Below are 23,341 nucleotides of genomic sequence, written 5' to 3'. Positions count from 1 at the left end.
CTGATGGAGGGTTCCGTGTCGCCGGTAAGAACACAGCCAAAGCACGGGCTGTTGCTCGGGTGGGCCGAGAAGGAAAAAGGCGGATTTCAAAAGCCGGTTTGGGCTGAGGGGGAGGAAGGCCACCTCATCACCGTCGCGCCCACGGGCGCGGGCAAGGGCGTGGGCTGCATCATCCCGGCGCTGCTGACTTGGCGCGGGCCCGCCATCGTCATCGACCCCAAGGGCGAGAACTACGCGGTGACCGCGCGGAGAAGGCGCGACATGGGCCAGAAGGTGCACGTGCTCGACCCCTTCGGTGTCACCGACTGCATCCAGCGCGCCTCGCTCAATCCCTTCGACATGCTGGGCCCCCTGAAGCAGGCGAGCTACGACGACATGCGCGTGCTGGCGCACGCGGTGATCCAGGAAAAGGTGCTCAGCACCAAGAATGATCCCTACTGGGACTCGCGCGCCGCGAGTTTGGTGACCGACGCCATCGAATATTGCGTGGACCACCTTATCAAGCCCACGCTCATGGACGTCAGGACCGTCATCGAGAACTACGACCGGTATTCGGTCTGCGCCACGAGCTTCTCGCCGGCGCCCGTCGCCTCGGCCCATCACGGCATCCTGGAGCCCTTTGCGCCGTTGGGCATGGGCACCGAGCGGACCCGCACCTCCATCACGTCCACCGCGATGGACCAGCTCAACTTCATTACCGGCGGCGCCGTGGCGAACAGCCTCTTCCACTCGACCATCGACCTCAAAAAGGTCGAACGCGGCGATCCCATCACCATCTACCTCGTGCTGCCCCCCAACAAGCTTTTTACCCACGCCAAGCTGCTGCGGCTCTGGCTCATCACCTTGCTTGGCGCGATCGGGCGACGGGAGGCGGCGCCCAAACTGCCCACCCTGATGCTAGTGGACGAGGCGGCGCAGCTGGGCGAGGTGAAGGAGATCACCACCGCCATCACGCTGATGCGCGGCTATGGGGTGAAGGTGTGGACATTCTGGCAAGATCTCACGCAGCTCGCCAAGGTCTACCCCCACGACTGGCAATCCATCCTCAACAACAGCGCCTTTCATCAATACTTCGGCGCATCGACGCCGATGGCGGCCCGGGTGCTTCAGGAGTATCTCGCCGATACCTGCCCGCGCCCGATCACGTCCCTCAAGAACAACCAGCTGGCGCTCTACCGGCCGGGGCACAAGGGCACGGTGGCGCGGATGCCCAACTACCTCACCGACGCGATGTTCGCGGGGCAGTTCGATGCCAATCCCTTCTACACATCCGAGCCGGAGCTCGCCCTCGTGGACGAGGACTACGAGGTCCATGAAGACAAAGGCGGCGTGCTGCTCCACTTCCCCGCAAGGGAGCACACATGACGAAAACGGTTGTCCGAATACTACTGAACGCCTGCCGCGAAGGCGTCGACGCAGTCGTCGTGCTTTTCATCTTGGCCTTTGCGGCGGTCGGATTCTGCATCACGCCGCTGCTCATCGTCAGTCCCCAACAGTTCGGACGAAGCTCGCTTGACGGATGGCGGGCACTGCTCGCGCCGCCGCCATGCGGCGGGGACTGCCGCATCCCGATCCCCCTCCATGGAGGTCGCGGATGACCACGTTCCCCATCGACGACGGAACGCTGCGGGCCTGTGAGACCGTCGAGCAGATCATCGACTGGCTTGGGCTCCACTCGAGCTACGTCGACCACCACGCCCGCATGGCCTCCTTCGACCACCTGCGCGACGCGCTCCGCCAGGCTTACGCGCTTGGCCGCCGCGATGCTTCGACGGAGGCCCCACGTGGGTAGGCTTAAGCAGAATGACCCCATCCGCCGCGCCTCGCTCTTCCACGAGCAGGACGGCCTTTGCTTCTATTGCACGTCGCCGATGCTGGTGACCCGCCATCGACCCCGACACCCGCGCGAGGTCACGCTCGAGCACCTAATTTCCTTCGCCGAGGGCGGACGGCGGGGTTTCCCGAACGAAGTCGCGGCCTGCAACGCGTGCAACAATCGCCGGGGCACGACGCCGTGGCTCCTGTTCTTCTGCCTGATGGAAATCGAGCGCGCCGAGACACCGCCACGCCCAGCAAAGCTTGTCCCGTCGCACGCCGGAGCAACCTCATGAACAGCATCGACATCCGCGCCGAAGTCCACCGCGTCATCGGCGGAAAGGTGGGCGGACCCGCCATCGCCTTTCCCCACGATCCCCGCGCCCTCGATGTCGTGGTCCACACCACGCGCACGTTCGTCAACCACGCGCGGGCGATCACCGACGCGCAACGCGTGCAGTTCATCCGCAAGTTCGCGATCTACATCATCCGCACCGGTTGGGGCGAAACCGACACCATCCAGCACATGGCGGGCGTCATTTGGTTTTCAAACCACCCAGAGCAGCTCACCACGCGGCTGGGATTCGGCAGCGCCATCTACACGCAGTACCAGGCTTTCCAGCACAGAGAAAAAGACCAGCAGTATCTCACCGAGGACGCAGTCATCGCCGACCTCACACGTCTTCCGATTCCGGCCAAACCCGTCCAGCTCACGGTTGGGGACTTCGTCCTCGAGCAGCTCGTGCACGCCGCGCATCTCCTGGAGATCGGCACCACGCTCACGAATTGCCTCAGAACCCCGCACGGCAACGGGTTTTTGCCGAACACCATGTACTGGACACCGGTGAAGCGGAAACAGCGCCACCTCTTCACCATCCGCCACCGCACCTTGGTCTGCCTCCTGCTGCAGATCACCAAGGACCGAATCACCCAGGTCCAATTCAACAAGCCGCCGAAGGATTTCTTCGTGGTCTTTCCCCACTTCGCGGACCGCATCCAGGAGATGCTCGGGCCCGTTGACGCCGGCGCATTCCCGGCCTTGTGGCCGACGGCGGCGGGGTTCCTGCAGCCCACCGACCCCGGGCAGCTCGCGCTTTTCAAAAACGGCGACACCGGGGAGCAAACCGATGGACAGCTTTGAGGTGCCGATCAACATCCAGCTCAAACATGTGCTCGACGGCATGACCGCCGACGGGACAGCGCGGCATTTGCTTTGGCCGCTTCCGCGCATCGTCCCCTCCAAAAAGCCCCGGATCATCGCACTCGCCTATTGGCACCTGCTGCGCGCGGGAAAATACCTCCATGAGCGGGAGGATGTCCGCACCTACGCCCTCTGGATCACCGCCGCGCACATGGACCGGCTCGACCGCCTCGGCCACACCGCGCAGAGGGTGGACCAGGAAATCGGTTGGCTTGCCGCCATCATGACGGAAGACCTGGATTTCTCGCGGACCTCGTCCTTTGCCATGCGGCTGATGCCCGGCTTCATGCCGCGCGTGACCTCCAAGGAACGCGCCAGAACACGCGCGCCGGTCCTCGAGCGGCTCCGCGATCGACGTCGGGCATCGGGCCGCCCCGCCGCGCTGACCGACGAGCCCGGATATACAGTGGTCCGCTACCAGGGGCTGCGCACTTTCGCGACCAACCCGTCCCTCGATGCGGCCTGGCAATCGCACGTCGCGGCCCTCGCGCGCGGCGCAGATGTCGACCACCAATTTTGGGACGAGGTGGCCTCCGAGGACCGGCTGCTGTTCGGGCTGCTCATCGGTGGAACCTGCGTGGCGACATTTGAATGCCATGGCGGCACCCTCGAGCACCTCATTGCCGATCCGTCTGCACACGAAGGGGTTTTCGAGGCGCTGGCGGGCGCCCTTCAAAAACTCCGCACCACACACGGCAACATCTGCAAGGTGGAGGGCGGCGCAACACCGGCCGCGCTCCGACAACTCGCGACCCACGAACGCCCAACGAAGGAGCCCAAGGACCCCATGCCAACAAGCGACGCCGCCAGCAACTGCAAACAGCCGGAGATACCGCCCACGCGTCACGCCTTTCTCACGGCCGCACACAAATGGCTGGGATATCTGATGATGGCCATCCTGTTATCGTTTCTCCTGCCCCTCAGCGTCGTCATGGCGCCGATGATCGCCCGCACCTACGTCCACGTGTGGAAAGTCGCCTTGGGGCTTGAACCGGACTGCGCTTATCCCTCACGAACCTACTCACCGGGCATGGTCGACTGCGACATGCCCTCGGCGCCTTCGAAGAAGGGCGATGCTCTGCCTCGCGCAAGCTCACCATGACAACGAAACCTTCAGTTCGAAACTGCCCGCCACTCCTGATTAATCTGCTTTACCGGGGGATTTCCCATCATCCGGATGACGTTAAACCACCGTGGTGATAACGGGCATTAGCGCTCCCTTGGAGCGGTAGGGGACTGCTTTTCATTCTCGATTTTCCAATCCCGCGAACAGCGCTGTTCGCGGGCACAGGGTGGATTTTGCCCGATCACCATGAAACCCGAACCATACGCCACATCCATGAACATCAACCCCGGTCCGCAACGCCCGCGCAGCGACCCTTTCCTCCAGCGCGTCCACGCCATCATCGACGAATGGATCGAAGGCGAATGGGAAAGGAAGGAAGCCATCAGGGCGGAGGCCCTTGCCCTCGGATGGAATCCCGAGCGCGCCGCCCGATACCAAGATGCAATCCTCACCACCCACCGGCTCGCCATGCGCGTCGACGGGATGAGTGAAGCCACGTTCCGCCGCGAACTGCAGAAGCTCAAGGCGCCCCGCCCCGGGGAACTCATCCGCAAGGCGCGCATCCGCTTCGCCGCGAAGTTGCTGACCGATACACGGCTCCGCGTGAACAAGGTCGCCAAGCGCGCCGGGTACGACAACGAAAAACACTTCACCGACGCGTTCCGCGCGGAATTCAAGACCACGCCCTCGGACTACCGGCGGCGCTTCATCAACGGCGACGAAACCCAAGACTGATTCAACCGGAGCTTCCCCGTGCCCTTGCGTGCCGACGTCATCATGCCCATCAGGAACGGGGCGCGCTTCATTGCCCCGGCGCTTCAAAGCATTCTCGCCGACGAGACGCTGGGCACCCTCATCATCATCGATGACGGTTCCACCGATAATTGGGAATACGCGGCGGGGGGATTGCTGGGCGCTCCCAACGTCATGGTCCTCCGCCAACAGCCGACCGGTGTCGCCGCCTCGCTGAACCGGGGCCTCGCCGCCAGCACCAGCACCTATGTCGCGCGCATGGACGCCGACGACATTTCGCTTGCAGGACGGTTGTCGGCCCAGATCGCCTACCTCGACCGGCACCCCCACATCCTCGCGGTCGGGACACAGGCCAGCTTCATCGACGCTGCAGGACGTGAAACCGGCAAAAGCGATTATCCCTGCACGCCCGCCTCGCTCCGCCACACCCTTTTCTCACGCGGCACCTGCGCCGTCGTCCACCCCAGCATCATGATGCGCAGGAAACCCATCATGGAGATGGGAGGATACCGTGAGGCCATCGCGCATGCCGAGGATTATGACCTCTGGCTGCGGCTTTCGGAAACGAATGCCGTGGCCAACATGCCCGACGTGCATTTCAAGTACCGGATCCATCCCGACCAGGTTTCGCAAAGCACAAAGCTCCCCCAATCGTTCTACCGCGACCTCGCGCTTTTCTCCGCCCGGGAGCGCGCCGCCGGCCGTGCCGACCCCGCCGCCACCTGGACCATGCCGCCGACAAGGCGCGACGCGCAGCGCCATGACCACCCCACATGCCGCGACCTCGGCCTCGCCCATGAGGCAATCGCGCAATTCCGCGCCCGCGCGTCTTTCGTCCCCGATGCGAACCTCGTCCCCGTCATGCGCGCATGCAGACGGTAACATCCCTCGCCATGACGTTGGTGCTTATGGTGACGCCCACCGTCAAGATCGACCCCAAGCTGGAATCCTTCTGCAAGGATGCGGCGTGGTTCGACCAGTATCTGCGCAAGAACGGCTTCGTCCCCGACGATGAGATAACCTTCCAAAGTGGCGCCGTCATCAAACGCTACCGCTTCCTGAGCGACATGCTGTGGTTGGCGGTGACGCCGGATGGCCGGGGTTGCCTGCTGCCGATGGGAATGCTTCGGCAGCCTCCGCTCATCCACCCTTGATGCCAAATCCTGCTTGGTTCTGCTCGCCCACTTTGAGCACCGCGCACCATACGACTGTCACACCTTCCCCCGGGAATGACGGGTCATGCGCTCCCGGCGTGACATTGCCCATGCCCCCGCCGCAACTCCAGACAAATCCCGCCGGCGTTTCTGTGATGATGACGTAGGTGTTGCCGGGGACGAGCTTGCGCCCCACCACGTTGTTTTCTGCTTCGGGCAGCAGGGACACCTGCCGGGAACCGCACAAAGTGCATCTGAGCAATCCTGTGAGGAAGTGCGGCTTCGAGGTTGTACCGACTCGCCAACCCGGTGATTGCTCGTGCGGCTCCGCAGATCATTGCATGACGTGCGGGCCCCGTCCGGAATAGACGGCGCTGGACCCTCCGGCGTCGGGCTTTTTCCTTTGAGGTCAATTCTTGTCACGGGACGTGAACTTGCCGGCCGCGTCGATGACGGTGCCCGGGTCGCGGCGTTCCGCGATCATCCTGGTGGCCTCCACCAACTCCTGCTCGACCTGGTTGAGTTCGCGCTTGACCTGCCCCAGGCGGTAGGTGGACATGAAGGCGATCAGCTCCTCCAGCACGTGGGGGGCGTACTCTCCGCAGCGCGCCACATCCACGGTGGACCAGCAGTAAGAGAAATCCTGCAGCCGCTCGAGGGCTTCAGCCACCTCCTCCTCGTCTTCGCTGACGCCCACCGCTTCGAGGTCCGCGAGCGCGGCGTCCATCTCCTCGTGCGTGAGCATCCTGGTGACGACCGCCATAGCAGGTCCTTCGTTCCCGGCTTTGGCCAACTCGGCCTGCAGGTAGGTAAGCCAGTCATCCTCTCGCTTCATGGCGGAATTCTATCAGCGTACGGTGTTTAGCGCCAAGTGTATGCCCACGGGGCGCTCATTTGAGCCGTTTCGAAACTGGCTTTGCTGGGCCGCGCTAGAGCGGGTATCAGATGTACCAAACGCTAGAGAAAGCGCTAATTCGCCCTGGGGGATCGGGCTTATCCACAGGCTTGGTCGGTAAGCTGTGCAACCGGGGCGTAGGGACCCGGTTGTCTCCTTGCACGGTGAGTTACCGCGTACGTGCAGACGGGGGGATTGGACGGCCGGATTGTACCGCGTCGAATGCGTCCATCCCCAACCCCACGGGCGTCTTAAAAAAGCGTGAGCGTTGCCGCTCATGCCATGAAAACAAATGCAGTGTGATCCTCGGAACGAGAGGGGATAGCCCCCTTGCCCCGACCGGGGCGGTCGATCGTGTTGCGTGCGTCCGCTTTCCGGGGCTCCGGATGAAAGGACACCGGTTCGCCGGTGTCCTTTCCCTTGCCACCCTAACGGCGGCGCCCAAACAAGGCGCCCAAGATGAACGCGCCAATCCCGGCCATCACCATCGCCTCCACGGGATTGGCCTTGGCATAGTTCGTGACCTTGTCGATGTAGGGCTTCGCCTCATCGAGATACGGCTTGGCGCTTTCCGCAATCTCGTTCGCCTTGTCGACCAGCTGCTGCTTGTTGCGTTCCAGGATGTCGTCGGTGTCCATGGGCGGTGCTCCTTTGCCAGCGAACTGGCTGAAGGCGCCTTTGTTCCTGGCAAGAGCAGGAGATTGGCCCGTGTTCAGCTGAGGCATGGTCGTCCGCCAGCGTACCAAATTAGGCCAGGAAAGCGGCCAGCGTTTCCACTAGCATTCCGTCACGATTGCCAACGGGCATAAGGGCAGCGGGGTGGAAACCGGACGGGTTCTGCAGATCGTCCGGTTTTCTTCTTCCTGCATCCGCTTGAACCTCCTCCATCATCTGCCTTCGCTCCAGCCTTCCTCCAGCGCGGCGATGACTTTCTCGCACTCTGGATCGCCGTTCTCGATGATGAGGCGGTTGTGGGCAGCGCTCACCTGGTTGTCGTTGGCTTCCTCACGTCGCTGCCAGCGCCGGTATGCCTCCATGCCGATGAAGTCGAAGAACAGGTCGGGTTGTTCGGGGTGGCTCAGCGCATGCGGCTTTCCTTGAGGCAGCCGTCCTTGTTGAGGGATCTGGCGAGGCGGTAATAGGCATCTTGAAAATCCGCGTGCAGCATCTCGTCGGCGAAGGGCGAAACCCCATCGAGCAGATCACGTGCGTGCCAGGTGAGTTCGGCATAATCAGTGATGAAGCGCTTCGCGTCCTTCCTGACGGGTGCGAGCAGGTTGGCCACCACGCTCAATCCACCGTAGCGGCCGGTGCGGAGCGAAGCGCCCAGCGAGAGCCTGCCCGCAGCGGGATCGGCCACCTGCCGCGCGGCCATCTTCGCCATCACGATCCAGTAGGTGCGGTCGTAGGAAAATGACTGGAATGCTTCGTCGATGCAGCCCGCCATCTCATCCAGCCGGTGGCGAAGGCGCACTTCAATCAGCTGCACCACGTTGGACGTGGGCGTGACGGTGGAGAGGGCAGTGCCGGTGCTCACTTCTCGAAGGAGTATTTTTCTAAGCCCTGGTGGCGACGGAACAGGCGGAGGCCATCGCGGAAGATTTGGGATTCGATCTCTTCCCCATCGACGCCTTGATGGACCGGGATCATGCGCGCCATCTTGATGAGCTCGGGAAAGGCTTCCCGTTCACCGATGGCCTTATCGACATCAACTTCCGCCACCGTGCCGGCGAGCCGGTTAAGCGCGCCAATCGGTCCCTTGTCGAACCAGCCAGTGAGGCCTTCCTGGCCAATGGTCCGGCCGAACGCGTGGGCCAGCACCATGTAGTGCCGTTGCATGTCTTTCTCGGCCGTCCAGCACATCTCCTCAAGCATGTCGGCCATTTTCTCGAGGGTGAGCCGGCAAAGATTATCGCGCTGCGTTTCCATCCTGATCCTGCCTTCCGCTTGGCGCGCGGCGTCGAGGTCGCATACCGCCAGGCGAGAATAAACGCGGCTCAGGTCATGGAACAGCGCCGCGCGATCGGCGCCAAGCTTGGTCGCATGGATCTCTTCAATGAGGATTTCCGCGTTTGAACGGAGGTTTTCAGAAATGCGGGCGCGGTGCACAGGGTCTGCCCAGTTCAAGGCGGAGGAGGCGTCGTGCGCGAGACTGGGCTTCAAAGCAGGGCTTTCGTTCTGCCCTTATTGTATACCGTCAGGATTCCGGCGGCAAACCTTTTGCACGCCATTTCATCGCCGACACCTGACGTCTCTCAGAAATGAGAGAGCTGCAGCCCATTGCTCATGGTTTATGAAGAACTCCGCCAAACAGCACCACCAGAATTGTTCCTGCCACGCCCAGAGCAAGGACGAACATCAACATGCACTGCCAAGGCCCTTTGCGCTGGTCCGGCTTTTGATTTTCATCCGTCATCGCTCCGTGCGCACCCCTTTGTATTTCTTCTTGGCGGGTGCCTTCTTCTGACTCAGAAACTCGCCGGTTTCCCTGCTGCGCTTGGTGAAAGTAGGTTCCCCCTGGATTCTGCCGGGAAGTTGGGAGCGCTTCTTGACAGCGCCCTTGCGGGCGTTGTCGCCAGTGGGTTTGTTGACGGCCATGCTTGTTCTCCTTTGCTGCTGCAACGGAGATCACGCGGGTGTTGTTCCCGCTCGGTCTAATGCGATACGGCCTTGACACCTTCGGCGCGCTGCAAGGCCTGCCGGAGATCGCGGGACAACGTCGCCTTGTCGAATTTCGGGAACACCTCGATCAATGCCACGCCCGCTGACCGGCAGGCCTCGCGTTTGACCGCATCCCTCAGCTCGGCCGTGCCCTGGTAGTGGCCAGAGCCTTGGTATTCGACAACGACAACAGGGTAACCCGCCGCGTCGATGATGACGAAATCCGCGCGCTTGCTGTTGATAGAGCGGTAGGCGCGGTCGGTGTCGTCGTTCCTCTCGCGGCTCTTCAGCTTGAGGAACTCGCCGTAGCAGGTTTGGGCCATCACACGGTGGCCGCCATTGAGGAGGCGGACAGCTTCTTCAAGGGCCAGCAGCACTTGGAACTCACTCCTGTTGAGAAGGGGCCGTCCCTCGAACTCCACCCTGGAGACAAAACCCAACTGCTTCTTTGGATCAGCGACCTCGTTCGCGCGGCGGCTGCGGAAAAGCGCCCGCAGCAGAATTATGCACACCGCCACAGCAAGGGCGAGCAGCAGCCACATCATCGCATTTCCGTTCATGGGTCACCTAGAATCCCAAAGCATCATCCTTGGCAAACAAATTCGGCAGCGAGGTGGAGAGAGAGGAGGCGGGGGCGCGCCGCCGAGCCCGGCGCCTAGTCCGGCCCCCCTTCCCGTCAAAGCTTCGCCTCTCGCGCTTCGCGCTCGCCCCTTCGGGGTGACGGGGCCCTTTGTGGCCCGGCCTTGAACGGCGCGGGCGGCGCGCCTGATGCGCCCGCCCTTGCCAAACAAGGAGACGAGAAAGATGAGCAGCTCTCAACCGCTAAGAAAAGACCGCACCGACCTCGATGACCGGGATGAGGACATCCTGTTCGAGCGCGTCACCCGGCGCGCCCACATCGCTGGCCCACGCGTCGGCGACTTCTGTATCCTCAAGACCGGCGAAGTGCGCCGCTTCACCCATGACCATGGCGACAGCCTCCAGGTGACGGTGAAGGACCAGGCGGGGTCGTTCTATTTCGATGCCAGCGGCGCGCTGGATTATTCCGGCAGCCTCGATCCCTCCATCAAGAGGGCCAACCTCAAGGAGCGCCTCGAGCTCCGCGAAGGCGCTTGCTGGTTCTTCCACCATGGCGTTTCCCGCGCACACAACGGCGTCACGGCGATGATCCCGTGCCGTGTCTATGACGAGGTCGATGTGAAGACCGAGCCTGTCTTCGAGGACGTGACCATCCCCGACATCGTCCCCGTCACGGAGGACATCGTCTTCGACGAAAAGGACGCTGCCATCCTCGGCACGGCGATGAAGTTTCGCGCCATCCATTTCAAGCCGTTGGTTGGCGACTACGTCATCCTGGCAAGCGGCGAGGTTCAGCGACTGGCATTCGCCTACAGCAACCGGTTCCAAATCACCACACCGCGCTTCACGTGCAGCTTTCACCTCCACGACGTAGGGACGATGAGCTGTTCGGGCGCTTTCCCGGAGTCCCTGGCGACAGCCGATCTCGAGGACACCGGTATCACGCGCGCCGCAAGGGCCTGGATCTTTCACCATGGCAAGTCCGGCGGCGGGCGCGGGGTCGACTCCGGTCCGTGTGTGGCGGGAGGTGGTCCGATGAGCAAGCAACTGGACATCCACCAGACCGTCACCGACACCATCGTCGCCGCCATCGAGCGTGGCGTCGGCGAATGGAAGATGCCATGGCACCAGGGCAACGGCTTGTCCTTCATCCCCGCCAACATCGAAGGCCACAGCTACCACGGCGTCAACTGCATCCACTTGTTTTGCTGCGCCCTTCACAAACACTACAGCACCAACACGTGGGGCTCCTTCCGCCAGCTCCAGAAAGCCGGTCTTCAAGTCCGCAAGGGCGAGAAAGCTTCCATCGTCGTGTTCTACAAATCCATCACCGTCGAACCCGATGCCGAGCGCGAGGAGGATGACGGCACGCGGCGGGTGCTGAAGCATTACTCGGTCTTCAACGTCGAGCAGTGCGATGGCTGGGTGCCGAAGGTGGCGCCGCCGCTTGCGCCCGCCTTTGAGCGCCTTGATCACGCCGAGCGCGTGTTTGGGGCGACAGGTGCCACGGTGGTCGTTGGCGGCGATAGCGCCTGCTATGTCCGCGATGCCGATTTCATCAAGATGCCGGATGCTGGTCTGTTCCACGGCGACATGGAACAACGGCGCGAAGCATTTTACGCGACCTTGGCACACGAACTGGTCCATTGGACCGGCGCGCCTCACCGCCTGAACCGTGAAAAGGGCAAGACCTTCAGTGATGCGGTCTATGCCTTCGAAGAGCTCATTGCCGACGCCGGCGCCGCGATGGTCTGTGCCGAACTCGGCATTTCGCCGGTGGTCAGGGAGGAGCACGCGGAATACATCAGCCACTGGTTGAAGCACTTGAAAGAGGACAAGAAGGCGATCTTCCGCGCCGCAGCCCGAGCCTCCGAGGCCGTGCGCTACATCACCTCTTTCTCGGAAAGCGGGGCGCACCATGCCAAGGCCGCCTGAAACCTTTTCCTTCACCTGGCGGGACGTCGCCTGCCGGGTGGAGCACATCCGGGATTGGCGCATCGACGGCTGGTCACGCCTCGTCATCAAGGTGGTGCATCCGCGCGGTGCCCCCCTCCCCTTCACCGAGAACGGATACCACGTCCATGAACTCGATGAAGACAACGTCGCCGCGGCGGGCGGCGTGGTCACCTACCTCATCGCCTGGATGGACCGGGATGCCGTTCATTCGCGCTATGCCATTGCGCTCGCGCGCTGGAAACAGGGTGATTTGTTCCGCTAGGCGCTCGCATTTCCTAACCTTGGCTCTGCACCAACTTCGGGCTCGTGTGCTGTTTGATGAGAGCGTCCAACTCCCCCAGGCTCATGCCCTGGGCCCCGCCACCCAACCACTCCACCCCATACCACCGCTCAACCTGTGTCCCCTTTCCCCATCGGCACACCCATGTGAATGAGGCCAGGCCTGCCGTCGACTGCTGCAAGCTCAGAGCGACCCATCGGCACCCTTTCTCTGCATGCTGCCACGCTCACGTCTGACAGAGAATTCCAAAGCGATATCCCCGTGCTTGCTGTTGAACACCTGCCCTTCCGGCGTCGCCCCGAAGGGGTCGGCATCCTCGGGAAGCCGCTTCGCACACCAGGCAAGATTGGCGAGCTCATCCGCCGCATCGGCATCGACGAACGCCGCATTGCCCGCCAGCATCATCGCCACATGGGCAAGCGCCGCATACGGTCCCCGCGTCAGTTTGATATTCGTACAGGCGACGGCATTCTCCGCGAACATCACGGCGAGGCTCAAAAAGGGCTGCACGCTGCCTACCTCCAACAGCGCGGCGTTCCCCTCGTCCAACATGCCCACCATCTTATCGAGGTTGTAGCGAACGCCCTTTTCTTCACGGACCATCACCTGGCGCTGGTATTCCGCCTCATCCCGGGCACTCGCCAGATCCGCCATCGCGATGCGGACATAGATCCTCAAGAGGCTGTCGAGAGAACCCTTGACCTCAGCTGCCCCCTTGGCCTTCAGCACGCGGAGCGACGCGTCGCGTACCTTCTCGAAGTGGCGTTGAACCAATTCTTCCCTGTCTTCCACTTCGCCCATGTCAGGCTCACGCCCATTGCTTCATCTCCATTGCACATCTCCTATCGACCTATCAGTTTGACGTTCTGGTAGACCCTGCCCTTCCGGTCCGTGAGACAGGGCATGCCCACTTCCCGCGCCAGCTCATCAAACTGCCGCGCGAATTCCTTCTCGATAAAAGGGACGACGCTCCGCCAACGGCACCACGCCTGGTAATCCTGGTAGAGTTCACGGAAGCCAAGCGTCGCCTGCGCCGGTTCCAGCCGCTGCAAGACATACGTGTCGATCATGCCGAGGCCTGTCGCATCCTTTGATTGTTTCATGGAACGTCCTCGCGGCGTGACTTGCGTGGGCGGAGGTGGAGGGTCTTTTGCCCGCCATGGCGTGGTGACGACGTAAAGGCCAAGGCCGCTTCCCAATTCCACAAGCAGCGCGAGCAGCATCGACAGGCCGAACACCACGTTTTCCTTCTTGACCTCCCGCCTCGTGAGATCCGCCAGCTGCCGCACCGCGTCGACCTGGGCATCGTCACTCGACGCCGTGCCGTTCGTGAGCCCATCAAGTTCCTTCCTCAGCTCGTGCTCTTCCGCTTCTAAGCGTTCCCTTTCTTGCGTGCGGGCCAGCTCCTCCCCCAACGTGGCAACATCCGCGCACGCCGCCCGCGTCGCCAACCTGTTCAAGGTGCAGTTGTCGGAGACTTTGCCCACAGTGCTCTTGCCCACGGGGCTCTGCAGTTTGGCCTCCATTTCCTTGGAGACTTCCGCCGAGGACCTTTGTTGTCCAAGCGCCGCCAGCCGCTTATCGTCCCGGTCCAACTGGCGCCGAAGGTCGCCATGCCTTTCGATGTCGCGGGCGATACCGGATGTCTTGTTGGCCCGGTGCTGTGCGGCAAACCCCAAGGCCGCCGTGAAGGAATAGGAGGTCAGCACGGTGAAAAGCACAGCCGCGCAGGCCACTGCCAGATAATCACCGTTGCGCCAGCCCCACGCTCCCATGAAGGGGCTGATGGCCTTGATGCCGTCGGCCAACCCCGCGCCAGAACCATAGATGATGCCGTCGATCTCGGTGTCCGCGCTCCTGTAGCCCATGCGGTAATTGAGGGTTGCCGACACCGCAATCAAACCCACGCTCAACGCGATCCCGATTGTCACCAGCGCATCCACTCCCATCGATCTATCCCCTCCCCTCGCGGGCGACGCGGATGAGGACTTGCCAGTCAGACGGGTCATGCTTCTCCTTCTCCTGTTTCAGGGCTTCCACCACGCGCGCCTTCAGCACGCGCACACAAAACGCATTCTTGTTCTCACCACTGACGACCTTAAGCAGCTGCAGCTCGGCCATGAGCTCGTTGTCGACTCGGATGACGAGCTTACGGCGGTAGCCTTTGAAGTCGGCGCGACGCGTCGCTTCCGGAGCTTCTCGCACCCGCAGGAACCTCTGCCTTACCGCATCCCGGCTCGTCGCCATTCCTCGCCCATCTCCCGTGTTGGCGATGGAGAAAAGGACGAGAAAAATGGGATGTAAAGTGATGCCCCGAAAGCTACCTGTTCCTTACCGAGAGCTACTAAGTGAACGCTTACCGAGGCCTCGATCGGGTCAACTTTCAACCACAGTTGATACCGCGAGGGAGACTCTCACCTTCGATTTAGACTACCCGTTCGCCCCAACAGGCGTTGTTCCGTTGATGCGTTGGTCCGTTCGCCTCAACGGATGTTGTTCCGTTCGCTTCTTGTGCCGTTGTTCCGTTCGACCGTTGTCTTCTTGGGGCGTTGTGGCGAACGCCCCAGGGCCCGTTGTTCCGAACGCGTTGGGGCGAACGCCCGTTCGCTTGTACAAGCGTTGTTCCGTTCGGACCTATATACCAACGGGCGTTGTTCCGTTCGCCCCAACGGGCGTTGGGGCGTTGATGCGAACGGGCGTTGGGGCGTTGGCTGCTTAACCCCTTGTTATGCGGGCTCCCCCGACACCCACACCCGTTGTTCCGTTCGCTTACCTATCCCAACGGGCGTTGTTCCGTTCGTCCCATGAGGCGTTCGCTTCAACGGCCGTTCGCTTCTATAAATCAATAGGCGTTGGGGCGTTGAGGCGTTGGTCCGTTCTTCTTGCAACACCCCCTCATGATGATTGCACGGTATGGAGGCGGTATACGTTGACGCGGTCCGTCCGTGTACGCACTATCCCGTCATGACAAACCACAAGCCGCCCTGCATCATCGCCTTCGCCTCATCTAAAGGAGGGGCGGGGAAGTCCACCAATTGCCTCAACGTTGCCGGCGCACTCGCGGCCATGGGCAACAGCGTGCTGGTGGTGGACTGCGACATCTCCGAAACCCTGCACCGCTGGTACCAGGACAACCCGACAGCCCAAACCATCAAGGGACTGTCGGTGGAGAAGCCGCCGGAGACCAACTTCGGCGACTACATGCGCGCCATCGCGCGCAACGAGTCGGACAAGGACTTCGTGCTCTTCGATCTCCCCGGGCAGTTCACCAAGGACCTGCTTTGGGTTGCCACCGCCGCGCACCTGGTCGTCACGCCGTGCAAGGTGAGCGAGCCCGACATCATGCAGGCCAACAAGCTCTACCTGGAACTGATCGAGATCGGGCGGGACTACAACAAGACCATCGTCCAGCGGATTCTGTTCAACGAGTACCCCAACTCAATCAGCAAGCACGAGACCGCATTCCTTGAGGACGTGAAGACTTCCGTCCTTCCGAACTTCAACACCGTCATCCGGCGCCGGGGCGCGTACACCGAATCCTTTGGCAAGGGCACAACCCCGCACTATGCGTCGCCATTCAATCCGTCCGCCATCGCCGAAATCGACGCTTTGGTCGGCGAGATCTACGACCTCCTCAATACTCAAACCCAAAACCAAGAAGAAAGCATCGCCGCATGAGCAACCTCGCACCCACCGCGCCCATCCCCCAAGTGCGCAAACTCAAGCTGGGCGCGATGCCCGCGCCTGACGTGGACAAGATCGACAAGACCATCGAAACCTACTCCGAGCGCAAGGACACGCCCTACATGACCAAGCCCTCTGAGCAGCGCGCAGCCTCAGAGACGGCTGCACCCGCCCCGGCTGCAGCACCGCTGGCTAAAGACAACGTGACCACCATCAAGCACAGACCGAAGAAAACCGCCGCAGAAACCAAGCGCGTGTCGCATGACTTCCCGCTCTACCTGATCAAGGAGCTTCGGATGGCGGCAGCACAAAGCGGCAAGACGCAGAAGTTCCTCATCCTGAATGCGCTCAAGGCCGGAGGCTTCACCGTCCACGATGCCGACCTCGAAGAGGATGGCCGCCGTGGGCAATAACAACACCCGTTCGCTTCAACGCCCGTTGTTCCGTTGTTTCCAACGGGTCGATGGAGCGCCCCGCCGGGGAAGGGGGTCGCCATGAGCGCGGTCATCGACCTTTCATCCGGCTACACCATCCGCGACAAGGACCTGCTTGAACGCCTGGCGCAGGCGAAGCCCATCGTGCGCGACGTCGTCACCCGCGAGTGCGAACAGATCCAGGCCAAACGGGACAACCGGGCAGCACTCTCGACCATCAAGCGGCGCCGCGTCCAAACGGCCGACCTCTTCCGCGAAGAGAAGGGGGCCTCCCGCGATGATCTCCAGCACATCCACAGCGTGCTCGCGATTTGCTCTCTTCCCTACACACGCCAGGACATCAGCGTGCGGGAATGGGAGAGGAAGCAAGGCGACATGAAACTGCTCGTCCAAGCGGGCAAGCTGATGGACCCCACCGGCAACTGGGTTGAGCAGCCACTTCCGTTCGGATCGCGGTCGCGCCTCATTTTGCTTCACACTTGCAGCGAAGCCATCCGCACCAAATCCGCCACCATCGAAATCGAGGACAGCCTCTCCGGTTTCATGAAGGCGATGGGCCTCCAGGTGACGGGCGGCAAGAACGGCTCCCTCAATTCCTTCAAGCAGCAGATCAACGCCCTGGCCGCGTGCTCCATGACCTTCGGCTTCTTCAACGGCAAGCAGTCGAGCACGATGAGCGCAAAACCCTTCAAGAAGATCGACGTGTTCTACATGAAGGATCCCGCCCAGCCGCCGCTGTGGCCCTCGCAGATCACCTTCAGCCCGGAATTCTTCGATACCCTCGCCAAGCATGCACTGCCCGTCAACATGCACGCGGTGCGCGCCTTCTCCGGCTCAGCCCGCAAGCTCGACATCATTTTTTGGCTGGGATTCCGAATCCGCGGCGAAGGCATCACCCGCATCAGCTGGGAAGCCCTCGCCGAACAGTTCGGAGAGGGTTACGCACGCCTGGACAACTTCAAGCGCGACTTCGTGCGCGAGATTGCGGAGATCAAGGAAGTCTTTGAAAAGCTGCCGGTCAGATTCAGTGACACCGGCATAGAAGTCTCCCACAGCGTTTCCGAGGTCCTGGCCATCCCGACGAAAGGCCGGAAGGCATGACGGGCACGGGAGCCATCAAGGCGTTGGGAGAGGGTGGTTAGCCCAAGACACGGATATTGTGCAGGAAACTTACGCATAAACGCTAGGGCCGAACATTTTCGGCTACGCATATTCACTAGGAACAGATGGCGCCGAATGGCGCCTCTCGCCGTTGCGGCACCAGCTTGGCATCCCCTCGCATAACCACTAGGACGCAAGCAACGCATAACCACTAGGAGCCCAGCGCGGCGGCACGCATAACCACCAGGATAGGCCCGCGCATAACCAATAGGAGCCCACCCTTCACGAGCACGCATAACCACTAGGTTGACCCGCGCATAACCGCTAGGACAGCGGCAGGCCGCCCTGCGCGCATATCCACTAGGAAGGGGGGATTTTGCGCGCCGCAGGAATCCGCCACTCTTCGGACCCCGCACGCATGGCCACTAGGGGCTTCGCGCATAACCGCTAGGGAAGCGCAAGAAGACCACGCATAAGCACTAGGGCAGGGCACGCATAGCCACTCCCGTTTCCGCGCATAACCGCTAGGCCCCTATATAGAACAGAACAACAGAACATCCCCGAACACTCTCTTCAAAACACTTTCCAGAATTCCAGAAAAAGGTTTTTGCGGGAGGGAAGAGGAGTGACGCTTGGTTGTCAGCAGGCCTCCTGCCGGGCCCCATAGGGGGGCATGACACCTTCGCCCGACGACTATGCCAAGCTCGCCGAGAAACTCATCGAGACGTTCGCCTGGGCAGGCGGCCCCGACTATGCCTTCGACCGCCATTGGCGCCTGGTCGGGGCGCTCGAAGCGTTTTGCGCGCAAGCCGGGGGCGAGTTCGAGCAGGAGGTCGGAAACGCTTTAAGGGCCGTCCTGGAGCGTCGCCTCAAGGAGACCGCGCCACGCTCCTTCCACCCCGATGCGGCGTCGGCCCAGATCGCCCTGCTCGCGAAACCGTACAAACCCAAAAAGTAGGACGGCCACGTGCCGCCCTTCGTCCTGTCCATCCTCGTGGCGGTTCTTCATTGGCTTTGAAAATCGGCCCCCTGCGCAAAGCTGGGATGCGGCGGGCATGATCGGATGTGTTTCCACCTGGGAGGAATTGCCGGGCGCATGCGCGAGGCCGACTGGTCTTCCAGGGTGAACACCTTTCGGTGCTCATTGGCTGGGCCTTGGCTTCTCAGCTGTACCGTGAGTGCACCATCTCACGGACTTGGCCATGCCCTCCGCACCCTGCTCACGCCATCATCAACAAGCGACGACGCGTCACTGAACCGCTCGACCGGTGTGCTGAATTTGAAACATTAGCTGGACGAAACCTAGACGCAAAATTTGGCGTGGAATTAGGCGTGGAATCAGGAGTGGAATCCGCTTGCAATGTTGTCGCCTTTCGTGCACTAACTCGCGCATATCACTTGGATTTTTCAATACACAAAAAATACGGTTCAATCCCCTCCGGCAGCACCATCTCAAATCATCCTAAAAGCCCTTAAATTTTGTGCATGTCGCGGCTCAGCGTTACCTTTCCGCGCGAGGTGCAGCACGCGCGGTAGGAGCTTGCGTTCCGCAATGAATGAAAGGGCTGATGCTCATCTCCCATTCACGCATCAAGCGCATCGTTTAACGTCCAGCGGGTTTCTCGCCCGTTGTGAGGACCACGGAAGCCTCCGTCGTTAATACGCGAAAAGTGAAGCTCTCCTGGAAATAGAGTTCTACGCTCGTCGCGGAATGGCTCAAATATCCGATTGAAATATCCTGCCCAATATCCAATGCGAAATCGCCTCCGCGCTTCGTGAGCACGAACGCTCCCTTGATTGCGGGAGCCCAGAATATCCCTCCATCCACGATACGTTCGAGGTGATGGAAGACAGGATAACCCTCTTCGTTACCGCCACTGGCCGTCGTGTACGCATCAGCTCCGAGCACGAGTGCATAGGGGCCGTTAACTCCCGCAAGCTTTAACTGGCTAACGGCTTGCGCCACTGCAGCAGGATATCCCTGCACATTGGGGGGAAGAGGAATATTCGCATTGCTGCTGCCTTCGCGAATACCCTGAATGGCAGCGGCGGCATAGCCATCGAAAATGGAGCGGTCTTCCGCATATGCGATTTTCCGCGCGGCTTCCTTTACAGGCGACCAATCCGAATCTTCCGCGCCACGATCAACGTCATCGATCGCTTGGCGCGAGAGCTCGAAGGGGACGCGCAATTCCACCAGGGGTTTCGCTTCTCGCTGCGACGCCTGAATTCCGTCGCCTGGAGCCTTGATCTGTCGAAGATGACCGGTGCCGACAGCGGCGAGTTCCGGCCCTTTCGTATCCGACACGTCCACGACCCGTCGGGCCGCCATGTGGCGCTTCAAGGTGCGAGACGCCTCCTCTTCGATTTGCGCCCAGGCCTTGTCGGAGATGGGGGCGAGTTCGCGATGAAGATTATTCATGTTCTGCCTCATTTTTCAGAGAACCAATACCGAGTGAGCCATCAGCGCGGGAGGAAGGCGACGGACCATCGCTTGCCGATACGGCCATACTCTGGCTCGTTTCGTTCGCGGACGCGGGCGCTCCATCTGCTGTGACGTTGTCGAGGAATGTTGCCGACGGCGCAAAAAACAACGTGCCGGTAACCGCGCGGCTGAAGTCGAGCAGGCGATCATAATTGCCGGGTGGGAGGCCGATGAACATGTTGTCGAGCATTTGCTCTATTCTGTGGGGAGAGCGGGCATAGCCAATGAAATAGGTGCCGAATTCTCCGCTTCCGATTTCGCCGAAAGGCATGTTATCGCGCACGATCTGGAGCTGTTCACCGTTCTCTTCAATCGACGTCAGAACATTGTGCGCATAGGGTTTCTTGACGGAATCGAGTTGCTCGATATCCGACAGCTTGTGGCGGCCGATGATGTTCTCCTGCTCCTCGACAGGCAGTGCGTTCCATCCCTTCAGGTCATGCAGGTACTTCTGTACGATGACGTAACTGCCGCCCATGAAGACGGGATCCTCGTCGCCGATAATAACGGCATCGACACAGGCCTGACCCACGGGGTTTTCGGTGCCATCAACAAATCCAATCAAGTCGCGGTCATCGAAATATTTAAAGCCATGCACTTCGTCGACGGTGGAAACCGCGGAGCGAAGCCGCTCCATGATCTGCGCCGCAAGTTCAAAACACAGATCCATCCGCTCGGCGCGGATATGAAAGAGTATATCGCCCGGGGTCGAAGGGGCGTGGTGCACACCATGAATTTCACGAAAAGGGTGCAAGTCTTTCGGCCTGGGAGCGCCGAAGAGTCGATCCCAGGCCGCCGCGCCAAAAGCCATGACGCAGGACAACCGTCCGTCGAGGTCACGAAAACCCACTGCGCGCAAAAGAGAGGAGAGGTCGCCACACAGCCCGCGCACGGCGACATCATGCTCCTTCCCGGAGTTGATGGTCACGACGAGAAATAGCGCGGATCGCGTGAGAGTGGCGACAGCGGGTTGCGGCACGACGGATGGCAAAGTGAACTCCTTGCTGACCTGCTCGGGATATTCAGTGTAAATGTCTAGCGACTAGGCGGCAAATATTCTGAATATTGTCCGTGTGTGTGTGTTAACTCCTTCAGCCCATATTTCTGAAGGCGTGACCATTCGATATTGAACTATATTGGCATGCCATTGGGAGGCGCCGATGCGCTACGACACCAATGCCGACCTTCCTCCTGACGTGAGGCGGCAACTGCCGCAAACCGCGCAAGATATCTACCGGTCCGCATTCAATGCAGCCATTGATAACGCGGCGCGCGACCCGATCGAGGATGCGGACGCGCATAATCTCGCCTGGGAGGCGGTTATGCGCGTCTACGTGAAGGAAGGTGACGTCTGGATTCGGCGCGGAGTTCCGGGCTAGACATCGTACCACGCCCGGACGATGACGCCCCAATTTCACATGTAAATTGCCGCCCCGTCCATTCCGCCTTTATTGCGTCACAAGTGCCTTTAATGTCCCGTACGTCATCCACGAGGATGCGTGGGGAAGCGCGATGTGGCAGCATTATTTTGAACAGTTTGCGCAATTGCCGTGGCTGTCGCAGGCCGCACCCTGGATAGATACTCTTAAGTCTGCTTGGGGGGCTTTGAACAGCCTTCTCATGGTTGGCGGGCTCTTCTGGATCAGCCAGCGCCTTAAAAGCGAGCGCCGCAAAATCGGTGCGTTGGTCTCCGAGTTTGCCGGTGAATTGAACGACAAGATCGTCGTAACGGCCGAGATCGCGAAGGCCGCTCGCAACTCCGCGGATGCGGCCGCAGCGGCAATGCACGCACACGCCCCGCCGCAAGCGATCGCGGCGCACGCCCTCTGGCAGAACCTCCACAGCGATTGGCAACGCGTCCGCGACCGCATCGACCTCGCGGTGACGAACATTCAGCACCCGCTGCTGCGTAAGAAATACGCGGGCCTCGGCCGCGACAGCTATCATCACATCATCCAAGCCCTGAAGCAGGACGGGCACATCGCACCCCATACGGCGGCGGCGTTGATGGCAATGAATGATCGGATCCAGACCTTGCGAGGGCTCCCTGCGCATACGTCGGCGACCGACGCCGCCGATTTCCAGCACTGGATGGCCGCGGCGGATGCGGGACTGCCTGTCCACCCCGCAGATGACAGTGGCGGCCTGGTGCAACGGACCAGCACGGCTGCCGAATAGCCAACGCGCACCCGCGTTTGTCATCCGCCCCTTGAGTGGGCGGTTCTCGAGTTCTCCACCGAGGCACACGCTAGCACGAAATTCCCCGGGAGGTTAAGCTGCCACAATATTGACATCGCAGCAGACTGCGCGCCAACTGTGACAATGGGGGACGCGAAGGACCATGGGTAAGTATGTCAAATGGGCACTCCTCGGAGTGTCGGCCCTGGCGCTTTTCATCGTCGGTGCGGGCACAGCGCTTGTTGGCCAGCGGCTTTACAGAAATTACACCGGGTTGAAAGCGAACAACGCGGCGCTCAATCAGCAATTGGCAGAGTATGCCGTGCTGATCGAAAATCAGAAGGCCGCAATTGCTCAGTTAAGCAGCGCAGCTCCAGTTCTGAGCAGACTCAATGTTCGACAGCTCGCGATAGATCATGACAGCATTCTGAGAGCCTTCGATCGAGATGGGTTTCCGGACTCGGCATTAGAGAGCTTCGATAAATTCCACGAGTATGTCAGCGGTCTCTATGTTGCTGCAGAGCCGGCGATCGCGGAGCGATGGGGACTGCAATCTCAAAAACTCAGAAGGGTTCTTTTTTTCGCTGCGACCGTCGGAACGCTTTTCGAGTATGGCAACCGGACGAAAAGGGATTTGCCAGGATGCTCCTATTGGAGCGAACGGACCGGACACGCGAAGGTGACGGTCGCTCTCTCGCAAAAACAGTTTCTCAACGCGGTTATCGGCTGTTGCGATGATTACGCCATCATGATGGGCGCCATTCTCCGTCGCGAAAAGATCGAGAACAGACGTCTCGCGGGCTCAGGACACACGTGGAATGAATTCGATCTGGATGGGCAAACTTATCTTATCGACGCAAACGTCGGCCTCTTAACCGCCTCTTCGTGGGCTGACCTCGCCGACGCCAAGCAGGTGTCCGTCTGGCAAATTCCGCTTGCCGGCGCGATGCCCACGGCAGGGGACAGGTATCGTCCCTCACTTGGTTTCTTTGCTGCGTACATGCTGAACAAAATGGCGGCGGGTGGATTCCCGGTAAATATTGCAGACGATGGTCCTGAACTTGCCTTGGAGCAAGTTAGCCAAGAGTAGTAACAGCTC

At 61.0% G+C, this 23,341-nt stretch carries 32 protein-coding genes; 18 read left to right on the top strand and 14 right to left on the bottom strand.

What is annotated here, in order from left to right; genetic code table 11:
• Positions 1 to 15 precede the first annotated feature (15 nt).
• The 9 genes from HYPGJ_RS14865 to HYPGJ_RS14825 all read left to right on the top strand — a co-directional run bounded on the left by HYPGJ_RS14865 (position 16) and on the right by HYPGJ_RS14825 (position 5,989).
• Positions 16 to 1,365, top strand: coding sequence for a type IV secretory system conjugative DNA transfer family protein (locus HYPGJ_RS14865; RefSeq protein WP_159108309.1), 1,350 nt, complete (start codon positions 16 to 18; stop codon positions 1,363 to 1,365).
• Entirely contained in the window at positions 1,362 to 1,598 is a 237-nt protein-coding gene (locus HYPGJ_RS14860) for a hypothetical protein (RefSeq protein WP_046847822.1), read from the top strand. The genes HYPGJ_RS14865 and HYPGJ_RS14860 overlap by 4 nt, the downstream gene beginning before the upstream one ends.
• Positions 1,595 to 1,792, top strand: coding sequence for a hypothetical protein (locus HYPGJ_RS14855; protein WP_046847821.1), 198 nt, complete (start codon positions 1,595 to 1,597; stop codon positions 1,790 to 1,792). Before HYPGJ_RS14860 ends, HYPGJ_RS14855 begins: the two co-directional genes overlap by 4 nt.
• Positions 1,785 to 2,111 (top strand): HNH endonuclease, encoded by a 327-nt coding sequence (locus HYPGJ_RS14850; protein WP_046847820.1) that lies wholly within the window; start codon positions 1,785 to 1,787, stop codon positions 2,109 to 2,111. Before HYPGJ_RS14855 ends, HYPGJ_RS14850 begins: the two co-directional genes overlap by 8 nt.
• Positions 2,108 to 2,956, top strand: a complete 849-nt coding sequence (locus tag HYPGJ_RS14845) for a hypothetical protein (protein WP_046847819.1) — start codon at positions 2,108 to 2,110, stop codon at positions 2,954 to 2,956. The genes HYPGJ_RS14850 and HYPGJ_RS14845 overlap by 4 nt, the downstream gene beginning before the upstream one ends.
• Positions 2,943 to 4,118, top strand: coding sequence for a hypothetical protein (locus HYPGJ_RS14840; protein ID WP_046847818.1), 1,176 nt, complete (start codon positions 2,943 to 2,945; stop codon positions 4,116 to 4,118). The genes HYPGJ_RS14845 and HYPGJ_RS14840 overlap by 14 nt, the downstream gene beginning before the upstream one ends.
• 210 nt (positions 4,119 to 4,328) lie before the next feature.
• Positions 4,329 to 4,817 carry a helix-turn-helix transcriptional regulator gene (locus HYPGJ_RS14835; protein ID WP_046847817.1) on the top strand — a complete coding sequence of 163 codons (489 nt, stop codon included), beginning with the start codon at positions 4,329 to 4,331 and terminating at the stop codon, positions 4,815 to 4,817.
• Positions 4,818 to 4,841: 24 nt separating this feature from the next.
• Positions 4,842 to 5,717, top strand: a complete 876-nt coding sequence (locus HYPGJ_RS14830) for a glycosyltransferase (protein ID WP_052750922.1) — start codon at positions 4,842 to 4,844, stop codon at positions 5,715 to 5,717.
• Between the two features lie 11 nt (positions 5,718 to 5,728).
• Positions 5,729 to 5,989 carry a hypothetical protein gene (locus tag HYPGJ_RS14825; RefSeq protein ID WP_143440538.1) on the top strand — a complete coding sequence of 87 codons (261 nt, stop codon included), beginning with the start codon at positions 5,729 to 5,731 and terminating at the stop codon, positions 5,987 to 5,989.
• On the opposite strand, the gene HYPGJ_RS14820 is transcribed toward HYPGJ_RS14825, so the two are convergent.
• From HYPGJ_RS14820 to HYPGJ_RS14790, 9 genes are all read right to left on the bottom strand, one after another.
• Entirely contained in the window at positions 5,976 to 6,218 is a 243-nt protein-coding gene (locus tag HYPGJ_RS14820; protein ID WP_046847815.1) for a hypothetical protein, read from the bottom strand. The genes HYPGJ_RS14825 and HYPGJ_RS14820 overlap by 14 nt on opposite strands.
• Positions 6,219 to 6,398: 180 nt before the next feature.
• Entirely contained in the window at positions 6,399 to 6,752 is a 354-nt protein-coding gene (locus tag HYPGJ_RS14815) for a hypothetical protein (protein ID WP_143440537.1), read from the bottom strand.
• Between the two features lie 560 nt (positions 6,753 to 7,312).
• On the bottom strand, positions 7,313 to 7,522 hold the full coding sequence (locus HYPGJ_RS14810; RefSeq protein ID WP_143440536.1) for a hypothetical protein: 210 nt from the start codon (positions 7,520 to 7,522) through the stop codon (positions 7,313 to 7,315).
• Between the two features lie 249 nt (positions 7,523 to 7,771).
• Positions 7,772 to 7,921 (bottom strand): hypothetical protein, encoded by a 150-nt coding sequence (locus HYPGJ_RS19245; protein ID WP_159108308.1) that lies wholly within the window; start codon positions 7,919 to 7,921, stop codon positions 7,772 to 7,774.
• A 41-nt stretch (positions 7,922 to 7,962) separates the two neighbouring features.
• The gene (locus tag HYPGJ_RS14805) at positions 7,963 to 8,421 is read right to left on the bottom strand and encodes a hypothetical protein (protein WP_143440535.1); all 459 of its coding nucleotides are present in this window, start codon (positions 8,419 to 8,421) and stop codon (positions 7,963 to 7,965) included.
• Positions 8,418 to 9,047, bottom strand: coding sequence for a hypothetical protein (locus HYPGJ_RS14800; protein WP_143440534.1), 630 nt, complete (start codon positions 9,045 to 9,047; stop codon positions 8,418 to 8,420). Before HYPGJ_RS14800 ends, HYPGJ_RS14805 begins: the two co-directional genes overlap by 4 nt.
• A gap of 121 nt (positions 9,048 to 9,168) precedes the next feature.
• Positions 9,169 to 9,300: a hypothetical protein gene (locus HYPGJ_RS19550; protein WP_280136165.1), complete on the bottom strand. Its 132-nt coding sequence runs from the start codon at positions 9,298 to 9,300 to the stop codon at positions 9,169 to 9,171.
• Positions 9,297 to 9,482, bottom strand: coding sequence for a hypothetical protein (locus HYPGJ_RS14795; RefSeq protein WP_046847810.1), 186 nt, complete (start codon positions 9,480 to 9,482; stop codon positions 9,297 to 9,299). The genes HYPGJ_RS19550 and HYPGJ_RS14795 overlap by 4 nt, the downstream gene beginning before the upstream one ends.
• 56 nt (positions 9,483 to 9,538) lie before the next feature.
• Positions 9,539 to 10,105, bottom strand: a complete 567-nt coding sequence (locus tag HYPGJ_RS14790; protein WP_052750921.1) for a DUF2726 domain-containing protein — start codon at positions 10,103 to 10,105, stop codon at positions 9,539 to 9,541.
• 244 nt (positions 10,106 to 10,349) lie between these two features.
• On the opposite strand from HYPGJ_RS14790, the gene HYPGJ_RS18875 reads away from it, so the two are divergent.
• Both HYPGJ_RS18875 and HYPGJ_RS14780 read left to right on the top strand, forming a co-directional pair.
• On the top strand, positions 10,350 to 12,059 hold the full coding sequence (locus HYPGJ_RS18875) for a zincin-like metallopeptidase domain-containing protein (protein ID WP_159108307.1): 1,710 nt from the start codon (positions 10,350 to 10,352) through the stop codon (positions 12,057 to 12,059).
• On the top strand, positions 12,043 to 12,342 hold the full coding sequence (locus tag HYPGJ_RS14780) for a hypothetical protein (protein WP_143440533.1): 300 nt from the start codon (positions 12,043 to 12,045) through the stop codon (positions 12,340 to 12,342). The genes HYPGJ_RS18875 and HYPGJ_RS14780 overlap by 17 nt, the downstream gene beginning before the upstream one ends.
• A 201-nt stretch (positions 12,343 to 12,543) precedes the next feature.
• On the opposite strand, the gene HYPGJ_RS14770 is transcribed toward HYPGJ_RS14780, so the two are convergent.
• The 3 genes from HYPGJ_RS14770 to HYPGJ_RS14760 are packed head-to-tail and all read right to left on the bottom strand — an operon-like array spanning position 12,544 to position 14,607.
• Positions 12,544 to 13,161, bottom strand: coding sequence for a hypothetical protein (locus HYPGJ_RS14770; protein ID WP_046847807.1), 618 nt, complete (start codon positions 13,159 to 13,161; stop codon positions 12,544 to 12,546).
• A 41-nt stretch (positions 13,162 to 13,202) separates the two neighbouring features.
• The gene (locus HYPGJ_RS14765; protein WP_046847806.1) at positions 13,203 to 14,309 is read right to left on the bottom strand and encodes a hypothetical protein; all 1,107 of its coding nucleotides are present in this window, start codon (positions 14,307 to 14,309) and stop codon (positions 13,203 to 13,205) included.
• Between the two features lie 4 nt (positions 14,310 to 14,313).
• Positions 14,314 to 14,607: a hypothetical protein gene (locus HYPGJ_RS14760; protein ID WP_046847805.1), complete on the bottom strand. Its 294-nt coding sequence runs from the start codon at positions 14,605 to 14,607 to the stop codon at positions 14,314 to 14,316.
• Positions 14,608 to 15,324: 717 nt separating this feature from the next.
• Here HYPGJ_RS14760 and HYPGJ_RS14755 point away from each other — a divergent pair.
• From HYPGJ_RS14755 to HYPGJ_RS14740, 4 genes are all read left to right on the top strand, one after another.
• Positions 15,325 to 16,038, top strand: coding sequence for a ParA family protein (locus tag HYPGJ_RS14755; protein ID WP_159108306.1), 714 nt, complete (start codon positions 15,325 to 15,327; stop codon positions 16,036 to 16,038).
• Positions 16,035 to 16,457, top strand: a complete 423-nt coding sequence (locus HYPGJ_RS14750; protein WP_046847803.1) for a hypothetical protein — start codon at positions 16,035 to 16,037, stop codon at positions 16,455 to 16,457. The genes HYPGJ_RS14755 and HYPGJ_RS14750 overlap by 4 nt, the downstream gene beginning before the upstream one ends.
• A gap of 81 nt (positions 16,458 to 16,538) precedes the next feature.
• Positions 16,539 to 17,579 (top strand): replication protein RepA, encoded by a 1,041-nt coding sequence (locus tag HYPGJ_RS14745; protein ID WP_046847802.1) that lies wholly within the window; start codon positions 16,539 to 16,541, stop codon positions 17,577 to 17,579.
• Positions 17,580 to 18,252: 673 nt separating this feature from the next.
• Positions 18,253 to 18,537 carry a hypothetical protein gene (locus HYPGJ_RS14740; RefSeq protein WP_046847801.1) on the top strand — a complete coding sequence of 95 codons (285 nt, stop codon included), beginning with the start codon at positions 18,253 to 18,255 and terminating at the stop codon, positions 18,535 to 18,537.
• A gap of 645 nt (positions 18,538 to 19,182) precedes the next feature.
• On the opposite strand, the gene HYPGJ_RS14735 is transcribed toward HYPGJ_RS14740, so the two are convergent.
• Complete coding sequence (locus HYPGJ_RS14735; protein ID WP_046847800.1) at positions 19,183 to 20,001, bottom strand: family 1 encapsulin nanocompartment shell protein; 819 nt, start codon at positions 19,999 to 20,001, stop codon at positions 19,183 to 19,185.
• Positions 19,994 to 21,055 (bottom strand): Dyp-type peroxidase, encoded by a 1,062-nt coding sequence (locus HYPGJ_RS14730; protein WP_083984143.1) that lies wholly within the window; start codon positions 21,053 to 21,055, stop codon positions 19,994 to 19,996. The genes HYPGJ_RS14735 and HYPGJ_RS14730 overlap by 8 nt, the downstream gene beginning before the upstream one ends.
• 169 nt (positions 21,056 to 21,224) lie before the next feature.
• Here HYPGJ_RS14730 and HYPGJ_RS14725 point away from each other — a divergent pair, with 169 nt between their 5' ends.
• The 3 genes from HYPGJ_RS14725 (at position 21,225) to HYPGJ_RS14715 (ending at position 23,332) form a co-directional block, all read left to right on the top strand.
• Entirely contained in the window at positions 21,225 to 21,443 is a 219-nt protein-coding gene (locus HYPGJ_RS14725; protein ID WP_046847798.1) for a ChaB family protein, read from the top strand.
• A gap of 241 nt (positions 21,444 to 21,684) precedes the next feature.
• Positions 21,685 to 22,242 carry a hypothetical protein gene (locus HYPGJ_RS14720; RefSeq protein ID WP_046847797.1) on the top strand — a complete coding sequence of 186 codons (558 nt, stop codon included), beginning with the start codon at positions 21,685 to 21,687 and terminating at the stop codon, positions 22,240 to 22,242.
• Positions 22,243 to 22,405: 163 nt separating this feature from the next.
• Entirely contained in the window at positions 22,406 to 23,332 is a 927-nt protein-coding gene (locus tag HYPGJ_RS14715; RefSeq protein ID WP_046847796.1) for a hypothetical protein, read from the top strand.
• The last annotated feature ends 9 nt before the right edge of the window (positions 23,333 to 23,341 follow it).

It is taken from the genome of Hyphomicrobium sp. GJ21 (assembly GCF_001006785.1).
GTDB lineage: Bacteria > Pseudomonadota > Alphaproteobacteria > Rhizobiales > Hyphomicrobiaceae > Hyphomicrobium_B.
This window is presented reverse-complemented; position numbering and strand designations above follow the sequence as displayed.

What these genes read in the sequence shown, in the direction of transcription:
- HYPGJ_RS14860 (WP_046847822.1), top strand. Translation starts at nt 1,362, where the DNA reads ATGACGAAAACGGTTGTCCGAATACTACTGAACGCCTGCCGCGAAGGC.
- HYPGJ_RS14855 (WP_046847821.1), top strand. Translation starts at nt 1,595, where the DNA reads ATGACCACGTTCCCCATCGACGACGGAACGCTGCGGGCCTGTGAGACC.
- HYPGJ_RS14845 (WP_046847819.1), top strand. Translation starts at nt 2,108, where the DNA reads ATGAACAGCATCGACATCCGCGCCGAAGTCCACCGCGTCATCGGCGGA.
- HYPGJ_RS14840 (WP_046847818.1), top strand. Translation starts at nt 2,943, where the DNA reads ATGGACAGCTTTGAGGTGCCGATCAACATCCAGCTCAAACATGTGCTC.
- HYPGJ_RS14835 (WP_046847817.1), top strand. Translation starts at nt 4,329, where the DNA reads ATGAAACCCGAACCATACGCCACATCCATGAACATCAACCCCGGTCCG.
- HYPGJ_RS14825 (WP_143440538.1), top strand. Translation starts at nt 5,729, where the DNA reads ATGACGTTGGTGCTTATGGTGACGCCCACCGTCAAGATCGACCCCAAG.
- HYPGJ_RS14815 (WP_143440537.1), bottom strand. Translation starts at nt 6,752, where the DNA reads ATGGCGGTCGTCACCAGGATGCTCACGCACGAGGAGATGGACGCCGCG.
- HYPGJ_RS14810 (WP_143440536.1), bottom strand. Translation starts at nt 7,522, where the DNA reads ATGGACACCGACGACATCCTGGAACGCAACAAGCAGCAGCTGGTCGAC.
- HYPGJ_RS19245 (WP_159108308.1), bottom strand. Translation starts at nt 7,921, where the DNA reads ATGGAGGCATACCGGCGCTGGCAGCGACGTGAGGAAGCCAACGACAAC.
- HYPGJ_RS19550 (WP_280136165.1), bottom strand. Translation starts at nt 9,300, where the DNA reads ATGACGGATGAAAATCAAAAGCCGGACCAGCGCAAAGGGCCTTGGCAG.
- HYPGJ_RS14795 (WP_046847810.1), bottom strand. Translation starts at nt 9,482, where the DNA reads ATGGCCGTCAACAAACCCACTGGCGACAACGCCCGCAAGGGCGCTGTC.
- HYPGJ_RS14790 (WP_052750921.1), bottom strand. Translation starts at nt 10,105, where the DNA reads ATGAACGGAAATGCGATGATGTGGCTGCTGCTCGCCCTTGCTGTGGCG.
- HYPGJ_RS18875 (WP_159108307.1), top strand. Translation starts at nt 10,350, where the DNA reads ATGAGCAGCTCTCAACCGCTAAGAAAAGACCGCACCGACCTCGATGAC.
- HYPGJ_RS14780 (WP_143440533.1), top strand. Translation starts at nt 12,043, where the DNA reads ATGCCAAGGCCGCCTGAAACCTTTTCCTTCACCTGGCGGGACGTCGCC.
- HYPGJ_RS14770 (WP_046847807.1), bottom strand. Translation starts at nt 13,161, where the DNA reads ATGGGCGAAGTGGAAGACAGGGAAGAATTGGTTCAACGCCACTTCGAG.
- HYPGJ_RS14765 (WP_046847806.1), bottom strand. Translation starts at nt 14,309, where the DNA reads ATGGGAGTGGATGCGCTGGTGACAATCGGGATCGCGTTGAGCGTGGGT.
- HYPGJ_RS14760 (WP_046847805.1), bottom strand. Translation starts at nt 14,607, where the DNA reads ATGGCGACGAGCCGGGATGCGGTAAGGCAGAGGTTCCTGCGGGTGCGA.
- HYPGJ_RS14755 (WP_159108306.1), top strand. Translation starts at nt 15,325, where the DNA reads ATGACAAACCACAAGCCGCCCTGCATCATCGCCTTCGCCTCATCTAAA.
- HYPGJ_RS14750 (WP_046847803.1), top strand. Translation starts at nt 16,035, where the DNA reads ATGAGCAACCTCGCACCCACCGCGCCCATCCCCCAAGTGCGCAAACTC.
- HYPGJ_RS14745 (WP_046847802.1), top strand. Translation starts at nt 16,539, where the DNA reads ATGAGCGCGGTCATCGACCTTTCATCCGGCTACACCATCCGCGACAAG.
- HYPGJ_RS14740 (WP_046847801.1), top strand. Translation starts at nt 18,253, where the DNA reads ATGACACCTTCGCCCGACGACTATGCCAAGCTCGCCGAGAAACTCATC.
- HYPGJ_RS14735 (WP_046847800.1), bottom strand. Translation starts at nt 20,001, where the DNA reads ATGAATAATCTTCATCGCGAACTCGCCCCCATCTCCGACAAGGCCTGG.
- HYPGJ_RS14725 (WP_046847798.1), top strand. Translation starts at nt 21,225, where the DNA reads ATGCGCTACGACACCAATGCCGACCTTCCTCCTGACGTGAGGCGGCAA.
- HYPGJ_RS14720 (WP_046847797.1), top strand. Translation starts at nt 21,685, where the DNA reads ATGGTTGGCGGGCTCTTCTGGATCAGCCAGCGCCTTAAAAGCGAGCGC.
- HYPGJ_RS14715 (WP_046847796.1), top strand. Translation starts at nt 22,406, where the DNA reads ATGGGTAAGTATGTCAAATGGGCACTCCTCGGAGTGTCGGCCCTGGCG.